This window comes from Solirhodobacter sp. (assembly GCF_964715405.1).
The window spans coordinates 22,011-38,433 of record NZ_CBAICG010000032.1 but is presented as its reverse complement, the minus strand read 5'-3'; the positions used below and the strand labels follow the sequence as shown (position 1 = coordinate 38,433).

13 protein-coding genes are annotated in these 16,423 nt (G+C 68.0%); 7 read left to right on the top strand and 6 right to left on the bottom strand.

The window, feature by feature from the left end; genetic code table 11:
- Positions 1-190 precede the first annotated feature (190 nt).
- Complete coding sequence (locus tag AC11WY_RS14025) at positions 191-3,784, top strand: hydantoinase B/oxoprolinase family protein (RefSeq protein ID WP_482926530.1); 3,594 nt, start codon at positions 191-193, stop codon at positions 3,782-3,784.
- A 64-nt stretch (positions 3,785-3,848) separates the two neighbouring features.
- Here AC11WY_RS14025 and bhcR read toward each other — a convergent pair whose 3' ends face one another.
- Positions 3,849-4,664 (bottom strand): HTH-type transcriptional regulator BhcR, encoded by an 816-nt coding sequence (gene bhcR / locus AC11WY_RS14020; RefSeq protein WP_482926536.1) that lies wholly within the window; start codon positions 4,662-4,664, stop codon positions 3,849-3,851.
- A gap of 175 nt (positions 4,665-4,839) precedes the next feature.
- Here bhcR and bhcA point away from each other — a divergent pair, with 175 nt between their 5' ends.
- From bhcA to AC11WY_RS13995, 5 genes are all read left to right on the top strand, one after another.
- A complete protein-coding gene (bhcA, locus tag AC11WY_RS14015; protein WP_482926528.1) occupies positions 4,840-6,030 on the top strand; it encodes an L-aspartate--glyoxylate aminotransferase BhcA in 1,191 nt (396 codons plus the stop codon).
- 1 nt (position 6,031) lies between these two features.
- The gene (gene bhcB, locus AC11WY_RS14010) at positions 6,032-7,003 is read left to right on the top strand and encodes a beta-hydroxyaspartate dehydratase BhcB (RefSeq protein WP_482926534.1); all 972 of its coding nucleotides are present in this window, start codon (positions 6,032-6,034) and stop codon (positions 7,001-7,003) included.
- 11 nt (positions 7,004-7,014) lie between these two features.
- A complete protein-coding gene (bhcC, locus tag AC11WY_RS14005; RefSeq protein WP_482926526.1) occupies positions 7,015-8,169 on the top strand; it encodes a 3-hydroxy-D-aspartate aldolase BhcC in 1,155 nt (384 codons plus the stop codon).
- An 85-nt stretch (positions 8,170-8,254) separates the two neighbouring features.
- Positions 8,255-9,220 (top strand): iminosuccinate reductase BhcD, encoded by a 966-nt coding sequence (bhcD, locus tag AC11WY_RS14000; protein WP_482926524.1) that lies wholly within the window; start codon positions 8,255-8,257, stop codon positions 9,218-9,220.
- Between the two features lie 72 nt (positions 9,221-9,292).
- Positions 9,293-10,288, top strand: a complete 996-nt coding sequence (locus tag AC11WY_RS13995; protein WP_482926522.1) for a type I glyceraldehyde-3-phosphate dehydrogenase — start codon at positions 9,293-9,295, stop codon at positions 10,286-10,288.
- A gap of 132 nt (positions 10,289-10,420) precedes the next feature.
- Here AC11WY_RS13995 and AC11WY_RS13990 read toward each other — a convergent pair whose 3' ends face one another.
- The 4 genes from AC11WY_RS13990 to puuE all read right to left on the bottom strand — a co-directional run bounded on the left by AC11WY_RS13990 (position 10,421) and on the right by puuE (position 14,810).
- Positions 10,421-11,905, bottom strand: coding sequence for a nucleobase:cation symporter-2 family protein (locus AC11WY_RS13990; protein ID WP_482926520.1), 1,485 nt, complete (start codon positions 11,903-11,905; stop codon positions 10,421-10,423).
- A gap of 85 nt (positions 11,906-11,990) precedes the next feature.
- Complete coding sequence (locus AC11WY_RS13985) at positions 11,991-12,476, bottom strand: ureidoglycolate lyase (RefSeq protein WP_482926518.1); 486 nt, start codon at positions 12,474-12,476, stop codon at positions 11,991-11,993.
- Positions 12,477-12,555: 79 nt separating this feature from the next.
- A complete protein-coding gene (locus tag AC11WY_RS13980) occupies positions 12,556-13,398 on the bottom strand; it encodes a bifunctional allantoicase/(S)-ureidoglycine aminohydrolase (RefSeq protein ID WP_482926516.1) in 843 nt (280 codons plus the stop codon).
- Entirely contained in the window at positions 13,395-14,810 is a 1,416-nt protein-coding gene (gene puuE, locus AC11WY_RS13975) for an allantoinase PuuE (RefSeq protein ID WP_482926514.1), read from the bottom strand. Before puuE ends, AC11WY_RS13980 begins: the two co-directional genes overlap by 4 nt.
- Before the next feature lie 160 nt (positions 14,811-14,970).
- On the opposite strand from puuE, the gene uraH reads away from it, so the two are divergent.
- Positions 14,971-15,330: a hydroxyisourate hydrolase gene (gene uraH / locus AC11WY_RS13970; RefSeq protein ID WP_482926512.1), complete on the top strand. Its 360-nt coding sequence runs from the start codon at positions 14,971-14,973 to the stop codon at positions 15,328-15,330.
- 74 nt (positions 15,331-15,404) lie between these two features.
- Here uraH and AC11WY_RS13965 read toward each other — a convergent pair whose 3' ends face one another.
- Positions 15,405-16,322 (bottom strand): LysR family transcriptional regulator, encoded by a 918-nt coding sequence (locus AC11WY_RS13965; RefSeq protein ID WP_482926510.1) that lies wholly within the window; start codon positions 16,320-16,322, stop codon positions 15,405-15,407.
- Between the last annotated feature and the right edge of the window lie 101 nt (positions 16,323-16,423).

Genomic DNA, 16,423 nt, shown 5'->3' with positions numbered 1-16,423 from the left:
GGGCTGTTTCCCGGCCGGCACCTCGCGGTCGGACAAATATTGGTGTCCGGTCGGGCGGGTCGACAACGTCTACGGCGACCGCAACCTGATCTGCGTCTGCCCGCCGGTCGAGAGCTACGCCGAAGCCGCCGAGTAGGTTGACAATCCCCTCCCGATCCGGAACCCAAGGGCATCGGATCGGGAGGGCGCGATGGCCGGCTGGGAATTCTGGATCGACCGGGGCGGCACCTTCACCGACGTGGTGGCGCAGGCCCCCGACGGACGGCTTTTGACGCACAAGCTGCTGTCCGAGAACCCGGAACGCTACGCCGATGCCGCCGTGCAGGGCATCCGTGATCTGCTCGGGTTGCGGGCGGGTGAACCGCTGCCGGAAGATGCGATCCGGGCGGTGAAAATGGGCACGACGGTCGCCACCAATGCGCTGCTGGAGCGCAAGGGCGAGCGGGTGCTCTTGCTGATCACCGAGGGGTTCGGCGACCTCCTGCGCATCGGCTATCAGACCCGGCCACGGCTCTTCGATCTGGCGATCCGGCGGCCCGACCTCCTGTATGAGCGGGTGGCCGAGGTGGCAGGGCGGCTGGATGCCGAGGGGGCGGAAGTGACCCCCCTCAACGAGGACGCGGCGCGGTCGGCGTTGCAAGCCGCCCATGCGGCGGGCGTGCGCGCGGTCGCCATCGCGTTCCTGCACGGCTACCTGAACCCCGCGCACGAGGCCCGCGTGGCTGAAATCGCGCGCGCGGAAGGGTTTACCCAGGTCTCCGCCAGCCACACCGTTTCGCGTCTGATCAAGCTCGTCGGGCGCGGCGACACGACCGTGGTGGATGCCTATCTCTCGCCGATCCTGCGGCGCTATGTGGCGCGGGTCGAAGGCGCGCTCGACATCGGGCGGGCAACGGGGCGGCTCTTGTTCATGCAGTCGAACGGCGGCCTGATCGATGCCGGGCGGTTTCAGGGCAAGGATGCAATCCTGTCAGGCCCGGCGGGCGGCATCGTGGGGATGGTGAAGACGGCCGAGGCGGCGGGCTTTGGCAAGCTGATCGGCTTTGACATGGGCGGCACCTCGACCGACGTCAGCCACTATGCGGGCGTTTACGAACGTTCGTTCGAGACCGAAGTTGCGGGCGTCCGGATGCGCGCGCCGATGATGGACATCCATACCGTGGCGGCGGGCGGCGGCTCGATCTGCACGTTCCGCGACGGGCGTTATCAAGTCGGCCCCGAAAGCGCGGGCGCCAACCCCGGCCCGGCCGCCTACCGCCGTGGCGGGCCGCTGACGATCACCGACTGCAACGTGATGCTGGGCAAGCTTTCGCCGCGCCATTTCCCTGCGGTGTTCGGCCCCGACGGCAACCAGCCGATCGACGCCGATGCGGTGCGGGAAAAGGTCGCCGCGCTGGCAGCCGAGATCGCGGCAGCGACCGACCGACGGGAGGAAAGCGCCGAGGCGGTGGCCCAAGGTTTCCTGCGCATCGCGGTGGACAACATGGCGAACGCGATCAAGAGAATCTCGGTGCAGCGCGGCCATGACGTGACGGGTTACACCCTGCAATGCTTCGGCGGCGCGGGCGGGCAGCATGCCTGCCTCGTGGCCGATGCGCTGGGCATGAGCCGGGTGTTCCTGCATCCCTTCGCCGGGGTGCTCTCGGCCTACGGCATGGGGTTGGCTGAACTGCGCAGCCTGCGCGAGGCGCAGGTGGATGCGGCGCTTGACGACATCGAAATTGCACGAACGTTCGTTCTTGGCCTGACGGATGAGGCGCGTAGTGACCTTGCCGCGCAGGGTGTGACTGAAGCCGTGATCCGCGTCGAGGCGCGCGCCCATCTGCGCTACGAGGGCTCGCATCAGACGCTGGAGGTGCCCTTCGGCGCGCCCGCCGACATGCGCGCCGCTTTCGAAGACGCCCATCGCGCCCGCTTCGGCTTTACCTCGCCCGAGCGCGGGCTGTTCTTCGACCTGGTTGCGGTGGAGGCGATCGGCGGCGGCGGCAGCCTGCCCGACGAACGCGCGCCCCAGGGTGCCGCCCCGGCCCCGGCCGACCGGATGCGCGCCCACTTCGGCACCGGCTGGCACGAGGTGCCAGTGTACCGCCGCGAGACCCTGCCTGGCGGCACCACCCTGCCCGGCCCCGCGATCATCGCGGAGGCCACCGGCACGACCGTCGTGGAGCCGGGCTGGACCGCGCGTGTCGACCCGCGCGGCAACCTGATCCTGGAACGCACGGCCACCATCACCCGCCCCCCGGCGGCGGGAACCGAGGCCGACCCGGTGCTGCTGGAGGTGTTCAACAATCTCTTCATGTCGATGGCCGACCAGATGGGGGCCACGCTCGCCAACACCTCGTGGTCAGTCAACATCAAGGAACGACTGGATTTCTCCTGCGCCATCTTCGATGCGGCGGGCGATCTGGTGGCCAATGCCCCGCATGTGCCGGTGCACCTCGGCTCGATGTCGGACTCGATCCGAACGGTCATGTGGCTGAATGCGGGCGCGATCCGCGAGGGCGACGCCTTCATGCTCAACTCGCCCTATCGTGGCGGCACCCACCTGCCCGACGTGACGGTGGTGACGCCGGTTTTCGTGGCCGGGCAGCCCGCCTTCTGGCTCGGCTCGCGCGGGCACCATGCCGACATCGGCGGGCGCACCCCCGGATCCTCGCCGCCCGACAGCCGGACGCTGGAGGACGAGGGCGTGGTGATCGACAACATGCGGCTGGTGGATCGGGGCCGGTTTCTGGAGGCCGAGGCGCGGGCGATCCTGGCCTCCGGCCGCTATCCGGCCCGCGCGCCCGAGCAGAACATCGCGGACCTGAAGGCGCAGGTCGCGGCGAACGAAACCGGGCGGCGCGCGCTCTTGAAGGTGGTTTCCGACTATGGCGCCAATGTCGTGACAGCCTACATGGGCCACGTCCAGCGCAATGCCGAGGAATCGGTCCGCGAGGTGATCCCGAGTCTTTCCGATGGATTGTTCACATATCCGATGGATTCCGGCGCACGGATTGTCGTGCGGGTGACGGTGGATCGCGCAGCCCGTGCGGCAACGATCGACTTCACCGGCACGTCCGCCCAATCGGCGGGCAATTACAACGCCCCGCTCGCCATCGTGCGGGCGGTGGTACTTTATGTCTTCCGCACGCTGGTGGGCAAGGACATCCCGCTGAATGAAGGCTGCCTGAGACCGCTGACCCTCATCATCCCCGAGGGCACGATGCTGAATCCCCGTGCCCCGGCGGCAGTGATCGCGGGAAACACCGAGGTGAGCCAGGCCGCCTGCAACGCGCTTTACGGCGCGCTGGGGGTGATTGCGGGCAGCCAGGGCACGATGAACAACTTCGTCTGGGGCAACGCGCGGTTCCAGAACTACGAGACCATCGCGGGTGGCACCGGCGCCGGACCCGGTTTCGACGGCTGCGACGCGGTGCAAAGCCACATGACAAACACCCGGATGACCGATCCCGAGGTGCTGGAAAAGCGCTTCCCGGTGCGGCTGGAAACCTTCGGCATCCGGCAGGGCTCCGGCGGCGCCGGGCACTGGCGTGGCGGTAACGGCGCGGTGCGGCGGTTGCGGTTTCTCGATGCGGTCACCGTCACCACGCTGACCTCGCACCGGATCGTGGCGCCGTTCGGCGCGGTCGGCGGCGCGCCGGGGGCCACGGGGGAAAACTGGGTGATCTGGCCGGACGGGCGCCGTGAACGCCTCAACGGCAATGACGAGCGCGAACTTCCGGCAGGCGCCGCGTTCGAAATGCTGACGCCGGGCGGCGGCGGTTGGGGCGCGCCGGGCTGACGTCCGCCCCCTTTCGGTCCTGAAATATCCTCGGGGGGCTCCGGGGGGCAGACAGCCCCCGGCTTCAGTCCCGGACGCCCCCGATGGCCTCCGTCACCTCGTCCGCCGCCGCCCGCACCAGGGCACCGATACGGGCGGCGTCGGATAGCCCGATCCGGAAGGCGGGGCCGGAGACCGACAGGCCCGCGACGGGCTCGCCGTAGCCGTTGAACACCGGGGCCGCGACGCAGCGCATGCCCTCGGCCTTTTCCTGATCGTCCACCGCGAAGCCCCGTTCGCGGGTGCGGGCGAGGTCGCGCATCAGGCTCGTTTCGGAGGTCAGCGACAGCGACGTGAAGCCGGGCAGGCCCCGCCGCGCGACGATCGCGCGCACCCGCGCCTCGGGGTACCAGGCCAGCAGCGCCTTGCCGATGCCAGAGACGTGCATCGGGCTCTTGGTGCCGGGCGGGAAGAAGGCGCGGATCGCCTCATGGGTTTCGACCTGGGCCAGAAAAAGCACCTCGTCCTGGCTTTCCACGCCGAGGTTTGCGGTTTCCCCGGTGGCCCGCATCAGCGCCTGCATCGGTCCGCGCGCCCGTTCCGCCACCTTGGTGCGGCGCAGAAAGGCGGTGCCGATGCGGAAAGTGCCCGCGCCGACGTGCCACAGTTGGCCGGGCTCTTCGCTTTCAACCATGCCATGGCCTTGGAGGGTGGTCAGCACGCGGTAGACAGTGGCCGGGGCCTGCCCGCTTTCGGCGGCAAGTTCGCTGAGCGTCAGGCCCGTGCGTTCGCTCAGAAGCCGCAAAAGCCCCATCGCGCGGTCAAGCGATTGCACGGTGTTCTGCTCGGTCTTGTCGTGGAACGCCTTGGGGCGGCCGCGCGGGCGAGGGTCCGACATCATTTCTCCGTCGTTCTCAGAAACATTGAAAAACGCTTTCGCAGAATGAAAAACAGAAAATCGCAGTCGTGCAAGGGTCTTGGCCCGTTCCGCATCCTTTTGAAAAATGTTTTCGAAAAAATTGCGCTGCCGCGGCGCCGGCCCTAGGGTCTGCGCATCATCTGCCCAAGGACACGCCATGACCAGCCAGAACCCGGTTTTCATTCCCGGCCCGACGAACATCCCCGAGGTGATCCGCAAGGCCTGCGACATGCCGACGATCGACCATCGCTCGCCCGCCTTCGCGCGCATCTTCAGGCCCGCGGTCGAGGGGGTGAAGACGATCCTGCACACCGCGAAGGGCGAGGTGATCCTGTTCCCCTCGACCGGCACCGGCGGCTGGGAGGCGGCGATCAGCAACACGCTGTCGCCCGGTGACACGGTGCTGGCGGCGCGGTTCGGCATGTTCAGCCACCGCTGGATCGACATGTGCCAGCGCCACGGGCTGAACGTTCAGGTGATCGAGACGCCGTGGGGCCAGGGCGCCCCCCTCGCAGCGATCGAGGCGGCGCTGAAGGCCGACACGGGCCATGCGATCCGGGTGGTTCTGGCGACGCATAACGAAACCGCGACCGGGGTGAAATCCGACATCGCCGGCATCCGCCGCGCCATGACCGCGGCGCAGCATCCGGCGCTGCTGTTCGTCGATGGCGTGTCGTCGATCGGCTCGATGCCCTTCGAGATGGACGGCTGGGGCGTCGATATCGCGGTGACCGGCAGCCAGAAGGGCTTCATGCTGCCTGCCGGGCTCGCCATCCTTGGCATCAGCCCGAAGGCGCTGGCGGCGATGGAAACGGCAACGCTGCCGCGCACCTTCTTCGACTTCGCCGACATGCGCAAAACCTATGCGGCGGGCGGCTTTCCCTATACGCCGCCGGTCGGCCTGCTGAACGGGCTGGCGACCGCCGTCCAGATGCTGCTGGACGAGGGGATGGAGGCTGTCTTCGCCCGCCACCACCGCATCGCGGAAGGTATTCGCCGCGCGGTTGCCGCCTGGGGCATGAAGCCTTGCGCGGTCTCGCCGGACCTCTACTCCGACACGGTGACGGCGGTCGTCGTGCCCGCAGGCTGCAACGGCACCGACCTCGTGAAGCTGGCGGCCGCGAAGTATGACGTGGCCTTCGGCGTCGGGCTGGGTGAGGTCGCAGGCAAGGTGTTCCGCATCGGCCACCTTGGCATGCTGACTGAGGTGATGGCGCTGGCGGGCCTTGCCGCCGCCGAGATGTGCATGGCCGATCTTGGCTGGCCGGTCACACTCGGCTCGGGCGTTGCCGCCGCGCAGGACTATTATCGCAACACCGGAACGGAGGCGGCTCGTGCCGCGGCCTGACATGAACGACATGACGCCCATGTATATTCCCACCTTCGGCGACGTGCTGGCGGCCCACGCCCGGATCGCGCCCTACATCCACCGCACACCGGTGCTGACGTCGAGCTATCTGAACGCGCTGACCGGGGCGGAATTGTTCTTCAAGTGCGAGAACTTCCAGAAGGCGGGCGCGTTCAAGGCGCGCGGCGCGTCGAACGCGGTGTTCGGACTGACCGCGGCGCAAGCGGCGAAGGGCGTGGCCACGCATTCCTCGGGCAACCACGGGCTGTCGCTGGCCTATGCGGCCGGGCGGCGGGGCATTCCCTGCACCGTCGTGATGCCGCGCACGGCGCCGCAAGCCAAGAAGGACGCGGTGAAGGGCTATGGCGGGCGGGTGGTGGAATGCGAACCCTCCACCTCCAGCCGCGAGGCAGTGTTCGCGCAGGTCGTGGCGGAAACCGGAGCCGAATTCGTGCACCCCTACAACGACCCGCGCGTGATCGCGGGCCAAGCCACCTGCTCGCGTGAGCTGATCGAGCAGGTCGAGGGGCTGGAGGTGGTGATCGCGCCGATCGGCGGCGGCGGCATGATCTCGGGCACCTGCCTGACGCTGTCCACTCTGGCGCCGGGGGTGCGGACCTACGCCGCCGAACCGAAACAGGCCGATGACGCCGCGCGCAGCTTTCGCGCCGGGCGGATCATCGCCGACGATGCGCCGGAAACGGTGGCGGATGGGCTGAAGGTGCCGCTGAAAGAGCTGACCTGGCACTTTGTGCGGAACTACGTCGAGGATATCCTGACCGCCGAGGAAGACGAGATCGTCGAGGCGATGAAGCTGATCTGGAAGCGGATGAAGATCGTGATGGAACCGTCGAGCGCGGTGCCGCTGGCAACCATCCTGAAAACCCCCGAGACGTTCCGCGGCAAGCGCGTCGGCGTCATCATCACCGGCGGCAACGTCGATCTGGACAAACTGCCCTGGATGCAGGGCTGAGGAGGCACACCATGAACGCGCAAACCTTCAACGGGCTTGAGGTCGGCTACGACATTCCCGCCGCCCCCGGCATGGCCGAGGCCGAGGTGCAGACCCCCTGTCTGGTGGTCGATCTCGACGCGCTCGACCGCAACATCGCGAAAATGCAGGGCTTCGCGAACCAGATGGGGGTGCGGCTCAGGGTGCACGGCAAGATGCACAAGTCGGCCGACATCGCGCTGTTGCAGATGGCGGCCGGGGCCTGCGGCATCTGCTGCCAGAAGGTGAGCGAGGCGGAAGCCTTCGCCCGCGCCGGGGTGAAGGACATTCTGGTGTCGAACCAGGTCCGCGACCTCACCAAGATCGACCGGCTAGCGCGGCTGCCGAAGCTGGCGCGGACCATCGTCTGCGTGGACGATCCGGCGAACATCGCCGACCTGTCGGCGGCGGCGGTGCGGCATGGGACCACCATCGAGTGTCTGGTGGAGATTGACTGCGGCGCCGGGCGCTGCGGCGTGAACGCGACCCCGGCGGTGGTGGCGATTGCCAAGGCCATCGCGGCGGCGCCGGGGCTGACCTTCTCGGGCCTCCAGGCCTATCAGGGCGCGATGCAGCACATGACCGAATGGGCCGACCGCAAGGCCAAGATCGAGATCGCGGTGGCGATGGTGAAGGACGCGGTGGCGGCGCTGGCCACCGAAGGGCTGAGCTGCGCCATCGTCGGCGGGGCGGGGACCGGGAGCTATGAGTTCGAAGGCAATTCCGGCGTTTACAACGAGTTGCAGTGCGGCAGCTACGCCTTCATGGACGCCGACTACGGCCGCATCCACGACCGGGACGGCAGGCGCATCGACGAGACGGAGTTCGAGCACAGCCTGTTCCTGCTGACCTCGGTGATGAGCCACACCAAGGCCGACAAGGCGGTCTGCGATGCCGGGCTGAAGGCGCAGTCGGTGGACAGCGGGCTGCCGGTGGTCTTCGGGCGGACGGATGTGAACTACATCAAGTGCTCGGATGAGCACGGGGTGATCGAGGATCTGGGCGGCGTCCTGAAGATCAACGACAAGCTGCGGCTAGTGCCCGGCCACTGCGACCCGACCTGCAATGTGCATGACTGGTACGTCGGCGTGCGCGGCGGCAAGGTGGAGCGCTTGATCCCGGTGACGGCGCGCGGCAAGGGGCTGTAATCGCTACACTTCCGGCTGGCGGCCGGGGGCTCTGCCCCCGGACCCCCGGGATATTTTCAAACGGAAGAAATTGAAGGGAAAGATCATGCTAATCGTGCCGGAGAGGGAGATCGCGGGGCTGATCTCGGAGGCGGCGGCCTATGAGGCGGTCGAGGCGGTGTTTGCCGCGATGGCACGGGGCGAGGCGGTGAACTTTCCCGTGGTGCGCGAGGCGATCGGGCACGCCGAGGCGCTTTACGGCTTCAAGTCCGGGTTCGACCGGGCCGGTCTGGTGCTGGGCGTGAAGGCGGGCGGCTACTGGCCGGGGAACATGGCCAGGGGGCTGACCAATCATCAGTCCACCGTGATCCTGTTCGATCCGGATACCGGCCAGGTTTCAGCGATGGTGGGGGGCAACCTCTTGACCGCGCTGCGCACTGCGGCGGCAGCGGCGGTGTCGATCCGGCATCTGGCACGACCCGATGCGAAGGTGCTGGGGCTGATGGGGGCCGGGCATCAGTCGGCGTTCCAGATGCGGGCAGCGGTGCGGGCGGGGGCCTTTGAACGCGTGGTCGGCTGGAACCTGCACCCCGAGATGCTGCGGCGGCTGGCCGAGACGGCGGCGGAATTGGGGCTGCCGTTTCAAGCGGTTAGCCTGGGGGGGCTGGGCGCGCAGGCGGACGTGATCATCACCATCACGTCCAGTTTTGCGCCTTCGCTGATGGCGCGCCATGTGCGGCCGGGCACCCACCTGGCCTGCATGGGCACCGACACGAAGGGCAAGCAGGAGGTGGAGGCGGCGCTGCTGGCGCGGGCGCGGGTGTTCTGCGACGAGCGGGCGCAGTCGGTCAGCATCGGCGAGGCGCAGCATGCGGTGGCGGCGGGGCTGCTGGCGGCCGAGGACATCACCGAACTGGGCGCCGTGGTTGCGGGGCTGGCACCGGGGCGGACGTCGGACGATCAGATCACGCTGTTCGACGGCACCGGGGTCGCGCTGCAGGATCTGGCGGTGGCGGCGCGGGCGGTTGCGCTGGCGGTCGAGCGGGGCGTGGCGATCGCGGTTTCGGTCTAACGAAATCAACCTCTTGCGGTTGGCGCGGGCGGGCGGCAGGGTGCCGACCGTTGCACATTGGCGGAGGCGATCATGGCGGCGCGGGTGTTCCTGAACGGGTTCGGGCGGATCGGGCGCACGGTGCTGCGCGCCTGGGCGCAAGGGGCCGTGCCAGAGGTCGAGATCGTCGGGATCAATGACATCGCCAGCCCCGAGACATGCGCGTACCTCTTTGAATACGATAGCGTTTTCGGGCCGTGGAAGGGCAGCGTCGCGCGCGAGGCGGGCGCGCTGGTGGTGGACGGGCGGCGGTTGCCGCTGCACCGGGCGGCGGACCTGTCGGCGCTGGACCTGACCGGCGTGGATGTGGTGATGGAATGCACCGGGCGGGCGGATTCGGACGCCGTGGCGCAGCGCGGGTTGCAGGCTGGGGCGGGGGCGGTGCTGATCTCGGGCCCCTCGGCGGCGGCCGAGGCGGTGATTGTGCTGGGCGCCAATGATGGCGTGCTGGCGACTGCGCTGGCAGATGGCAAGCGCTTGATTTCAAACGCCTCCTGCACGACGAATGCACTGGCGCCGCTGGCCCGGCTGATCGAGGAACGCTGGGGGATCGAGACCGGCTACATGACGACGATCCATTGTTACACCGGCAGCCAGCCGACGGTGGATGCGCCGGGGCCGGACATGGCGCGCAGCCGGGCGGCGGCGCTGTCGATGGTGCCGACGTCAACCTCGGCGCAAAGGCTGCTGGACATCGTGCTGCCGGGGATCGCCGGGCGGATCGCGGGCTCGGCGGTTCGAGTGCCGACGGCGAGCGTGTCAGCGGTGGATTTGTGCGTGATGACAAGGGTTTGCCCAACGGTGGCCGAAGTCAACGCGGCACTCAGGGAGGTTGGCGGAGTGGTCGGCTGGACCGATCGGCCGCTGGTGTCCTCCGACCTGCGCGCGCGGCCGGAAAGCATCGTGATGGCGCTGCCGGAAACCGTGGTGACGGCGGGCGGGATGCTGCGGGTGTTCGGCTGGTATGACAACGAGTGGGGATTTTCCAACCGGATGCTTGATGTCGCCGCGCGGATGGCAAGGCGCTGAAAAGACGGCGAAAACCGGATACCGAAAGAGCACCGAAAAAGCACCGACGTTGCACCGGCTTTCCGGCGGTTTCGGTCGGAAAACGGCCCCCGCTTTCGCGGGGGCTACTGGTGTTTCCGGCTGGAGGGCGGCTCAGCCCTCCGCCGCTTCGGCGGCCTCGCGGGCGTCGTCGAGCGTGCCCTGCGCGCCGTTGAAGAAGGCGTTCAGGATCACCGCCGAGACGGCGGCCATCAGGATGCCGGACTCGACCAGCGGGTGGATGGCTGACGGCATCCACTGGTCGAAGTTCGGCGCGATCATCGGGATCATGCCAAAGCCGATCGAGATCGCCACCACGAACAGGTTGTGGCGGTTATGGGTGAAGTCCACCCGGCCGAGGATGCGGATGCCGGTGGCCGCGACCATGCCGAACATCACCAGCCCCGCGCCGCCCAGCACCGCTGTCGGCAGCGAGGCGACCAGCGCGCCCATCTTCGGCACCAGCCCCAGCACCACCATGATCGCCCCGCCGGTGACGGTGACGAAGCGCGAGCGGATGCCGGTGACCCCCACGAGGCCGACGTTCTGCGAGAACGAGGTGTAGGGGAAGGTGTTGAAGAGCCCGCCGATCAGTGTGCCGAGGCCATCGGCGCGCAGGCCGGCGGACAGGCGCGGCTGCGTCATTTTCGAACCCGTCATGTCGCAGAGCGCGAGGAACATGCCGGTCGATTCGATCATCGTGATCAGCATCACCAGGACCATCGTCAGGATCGGCACCAGTTGGAACACCGGGGTGCCGAAGTGGAAGGGCACGATCGGCGCGAACCAGGCGGCGCCGCCGACGTAAGCAAAGGTCATCGTGCCGACGATGGTGGCGACCACCCCCCCCGCGATGATGCCCATCAGCACGGCGATGTTCGACAGGAACCCCTTGGCGTAGCGCGCGAAGCCCAGCACGACGACAAGGACAAGCGCCGAGATCATCAGGTTGGTGGCATTGGCATAGGCCGGGTTCGGCATGGCGGCCGAGAGGCTGAGGCCCGGCGGCACCGGCGGCACGGTCGAGCCGGAGGCGGCGGCAAGGGTGCCGATCTGCTTGAGCCAGTCGGCCTGCGCGGGATCGACCAGCTTCGGCGCGGTCGGGCCGAAGGGCTGGCCGAAGACCCACCAGATGCCGATCTGCATCAGGGTGATGCCGATCACGGTGATCACCGTGCCGGTCACCACCGAGGGGAAGAAGCGCAAGAGCCGGCTGGCGACGGGTGCGATCAGGATGCCGACGACACCGGCGGCCATGATCGAGCCGAAGATGATCTGCGCACCCTCGGCGCCCGGATGCGGAATGGCGATGGCGATCATCGGCCCGACCGAGGCGAAGGTGACGCCCATCATCACCGGCAGCTTGACGCCGAACCAGGGCGTAAGGCCGAAGGACTGGATCATCGAGACGATCCCGCAGGCAAAGAGATCGGCGGAGATCAGGTAGGCGACGTCCTGCTGTGACAGCTTGAGAACGCCGCCGATGATGTAGGGCACGGCGATGGCGCCGGCATACATCACCAGAACGTGCTGGAGGCCGAGCGTGAGGAGCTTGGCCGGAGGCAGCACCTCATCGACGGGGTGGGTGGATTGGGTCATGTCTCTTCCCTCTGTAGCGCAGGTTGGCGGGCCTCGTTTTCGCAGCCCCGCGCGCCGGGCCCTGCCGCGCGGGGTCATGGGGCCGTCAGGCGATGACGGTGAAGGGGGCGGGGAACCAGTGTTCCTGCAGGTTGGGTGTGTCGCCGATCCGGTCGACGACAGCGAAAAGACCGGGGGCCTGCAGCGGGGTCAGCACGCCATGCCAGGTGCCGCGGTGCAGGTTGATCCCCTGCCCCGGCGCGGTGAGAAAGGCGCGCGGTGTGCCGGGGGTGCCATTCTCGTCGGGTGCGACGATGACAAGGAACGAATGTTCGGTCATCGGCAGGAAGGCCTGACTGCCGTCCGGGTGGCGTTCCACCATGTCGAGCCGGTAGGGCAGCGCGCGCGGCGCGGCGCGGAACAGGCTGATCGCAGCGCGGCCACCGGGGCCGAAATCAAGCTGGGCGCGGTCGTGCCAGCGGCCGCAAAGGCCCTGATTGATGAGTTTGTCATGGGGGCCCGCAGTGTCGAGCACATCGCCAAAAGGGGCGAAGACAGCGGCAGTGAGGGGATGGGTGCGGATCGTGGTCATGGGCGGCCAAGGCCGGGGGGCTGTCTGCCCCCCGCACCCCCCGAGAGCATTTTCGCCAAGAAGAACGGGGAAGGACGGGTCATCTGGCAGGGCCGAAGGCGCCGGGGCCGCGCAGGCGGGCGTGGCGGTTGACGTCCTTGTAAAGCAGGTAGCGGAACGGGCCGGGGCCCGCGGCGTAGCAGGCCTGCGGGCAATAGGCCCGCAGCCACATGAAATCGCCCGCCTCGACCTCGACCCAGTCGCGGTTGAGCTTGTAGACCGCCTTGCCTTCGAGCACGTAAAGCCCGTGTTCCATCACATGGGTTTCCTCGAACGGGATCAGGCCGCCGGGCTGAAAGGTGACGATGTTCACATGCATGTCGTGCCGCAGGTCGGTGGGGTCGGCAAAGCGGGTGGTGGCCCAGCGCCCGTCGGTCTCGGGCATCGCGATCGGCGCCACCTCGCGGTCCGAGGTGACGAAGGCTTGCGGCGCGGGCAGGCCGGGCGCGGGTTCGTAAAGCTTGCGGACCCAGTGGAAGCGCGCCACGTGGGGGCCGCCGTTCTTCAGCCGCCAGTCGCATCCGGCAGGGATGTAGGCATAGCCGCCCGCGCCGAGTTCATGCTCCTTGCCATCGAGCGAGAGCCAGATCTCGCCCGCCGTGACGAAGAGGACGGATTGCGCGCCCGCCTCGGGCTCGGGCGTGTCGGAGCCGCCGCCGGGGGCGACCTCCATCACGTATTGGCTGAAGGTCTCCGAAAAGCCCGACATCGGCCGGGCGATCAGCCAGAGCCGGGTATTCACCCAGCCGGGCAGCAACGAGGTGACGATGTCGGAAAAGCAACCGCGCGGGATCACGGCATAAGCCTCGGTGAAGACGGCGCGACCGGTCATCAGGGCGGTTTGCGGCGGCAGGCCGCCTTTGGGGGCGTAATAGCCGGTCATGTCAGCATGTCCTTGAGGCGAAGTTCGGCGATGCGTTCGACCTGGGCGCAGGCTTCTGCAAATTCGACCGAACGTTCGTTTGTGATGCGGCGCTGGAAGGCGGCGAGGATGGTCGCCTTCGTGTTGTCGCGCACGGCGATGATGAAGGGGAAGCCGAACCTGGCGACGTAATCGGCGTTCAGGCGGGTGAAGGCAGCACGCTCGGCATCGGTCAGCGCATTTAGCCCGGCGGCGGCTTGTTCGGCGCTGCTGGCCTCGGTGAGGCGCTTGGCCTGCGCAAGTTTCCCGGCGAGGTCGGGGTGGGCGGTCAGCACGCCCAGACGCTCGGCCTCGGTGGCGGAGCGGAAGACGCGGGCGAGCGCGGAGTGAACGCCCACGGCGGTGTCATGCGCCGGGCCAAGCTCCAGGGCCCAGGCGCGGTCGGCAATCCAGGGGGAGTGTTCGAAGACGCCGCCGAAGCGTTCTACGAAACGCTCGCGCGTCATCTGGCTGGGCCGTTCGAAGCGGTGGTTGGGGTGCGTCGCGGCCCAGTGGCGCGCAATGTCGAGGCGGCGCGGGAACCACACCCCTGCATGGCCGCGCGCGTAGTCCAGGAAGCGTTTCAGCCCGGCGATCTTGCCGGGGCGGCCGATCAGGCGGTTGTGCAGGCCGACCGACATCATCCTGGCCTGACCCGCCTGCCCTTCAGCATAGAGCGTGTCGAAGGCGTCCTTGAGATACTGGAAGAACTGCTGCCCCTCGATGTAGCCCGGCGCGGTGGCAAAGCGCATGTCGTTGGCTTCGAGCGTATAGGGGATGATCAACTGGTCGCGGGCGCCGACCTCGATCCAGTAGGGCAGATCGTCGTCGTAGGTATCGGAGATCCAGGCGAAACCGCCCTCCTCCGCGACCAGGCGCACGGTGTTGACGGAACAGCGGCCGGTGTACCAGCCGAGCGGACGTTCGCCCACCACCTCGGTGTGCAGGCGGATCGCCTCGGCGATGGCGGCGCGTTCGACGTCTTCGGGCATGTCCTTGTGCTCGACCCACTTGAGCCCGTGCGAGGCGATCTCCCACCCCGCCGCCTTCATCGCGGCGACCTGTTCAGGGCTGCGGGCGAGCGCGGTGGCAACGCCGAAGACGGTGACCGGAATGCCCATTGCGGTGAACAGCCGATGCAGCCGCCAGAACCCGGCGCGGGCGCCGTATTCGTAGATCGATTCCATGTTCCAGTGGCGCTGGCCCGGCCACATCGCGGCCCCCGCGATGTCGGACAGGAACGCCTCGGAGGCGGCGTCGCCATGCAGGACGCAGTTCTCGCCGCCCTCCTCGTAGTTGAGGACAATCTGCACCGCGATCCTGGCGCCGCCGGGCCACTGCGCATCGGGGGCGTGCTGGCCGTAGCCCTGCATGTTGCGTGGATAACGGGTCATCCGAGCCCTCCCCGGTTGCGGTTCATTCTCTTGTAGGGCAATCGAATGGGTGGGGTTTTCAAATAATTCCTGAAAGACCTGTCACGCGGATCAGCGGTCGCTTCCGGACATGAAACCGGGCAGAGTTGCCGCCGGATCGGGCGGGATGGGAGAGCGGGAAATGCCGGGCGGATTCTTGTCGACGCATGTGCTGGATACGGCGCGCGGGCTGCCCGCCGCGGGGATCCGCATCGACCTTTACCGGATCGAGGGCGAGACGCGGGTGCACCTGCATTCGACGGTGACCAACCACGACGGGCGGACCGATGCGCCGATCCTGCCCGCCGGGCAGTTCACCACCGGGGTCTATGAACTGGTGTTCCATGCCGGTGCCTACCTCGACGCGACCGGCGCCGCGCCCGAGGCGCCGCGGTTTCTCGACATGATCCCGATCCGCTTCGGCATTTCGCAGAAAGACAGCCACTACCATGTGCCGCTGCTGCTCTCGCCCTTCGGATACGCCACCTATCGGGGCAGCTGACGGCGCGCCCCTCATCTTCCGTTTGAAAATATCCTCGGGGGGTGTGGGGGGCAGACGGCCCCCCACGTTTCGCCTCAGGCGGCCTGCCCGCCGCTGATCGCCGCCTTGCAGCGGCTGATCATGAAGTCGACGAACAGCCGGATCTTCGGATCCTTCAGCCGCCGGTTCGGCGTCAGGCAGCTCAACTGCACCGGCAGCGGCGGCGTGGCCTCGGCGACCGGGACCAGACGGCCGGCGCGCAGGTGGTCGGCGACCTCGAACACCGGCTTCAGCACGATGCCGCGGCCGTCGAGCGCCCAGGCCGTCAGCACATCGCCGTCATCCGATTCGAACGGGCCGACGATCTCGAACCGGCGTGGGCCCTCGGGGGTCAAGAGGGTCCACTGGAACTCCTTGGCGCCGGGGAAACGCAGGTTCAGGCAGTCGTGGTGGTCGCGCACCAGCGCGTCGCCATCGGCCGGGTTGCCGCGGCGGGCGACGTAGGAGGGCGCCGCGCAAAGGAGGCGCGGGCAGTCGGCCACCGCGCGCACCTTCAGCGTGCTGTCATCAAGGATGCCGAGGTGGAAGGCCACGTCCAGCCCCTCGGCGGTGATGTCGATGATGCGGTCGGACAGGCGCAGGCGCACGTCGATCTGGGGGTATTCGTCCTTGAACAGGGGCACCTGCGGCGCGATCAGGCGGCGGCCGATGCCCAGGGGCGCCGCCACGAAGATCGTGCCGCGCGGGTTCTGGGTGGCGTCGATCACCGCTGCCTCGGCCTCGTCGATTGCGTCGAGCACCTTGCGGGCGCCGTCGTAGAAGAGGCGACCGTTTTCGGTCGGCTGCAAGGATCGGGTGGTGCGGTTGAAGAGCCGCACGCCGAGGTGCTTTTCCAGTTCCGAGACGCGGGCCGAGGCGACGGCGGGCGAGGTGCGCTGGTCGCGCGCCGCCGCACTCATGCTGCCCAATTCGTAGACACGGACGAACATCTTGATGTTGTTGACGTAGGACATGGCGATTATCCTGCCCTGATTGAAAGTCCTCACTCATTTGCAGAATTAACAAAAAGGTGCGCGCGGGTATAGCGTTTCCCAACCACACGAGGAGGGATGCG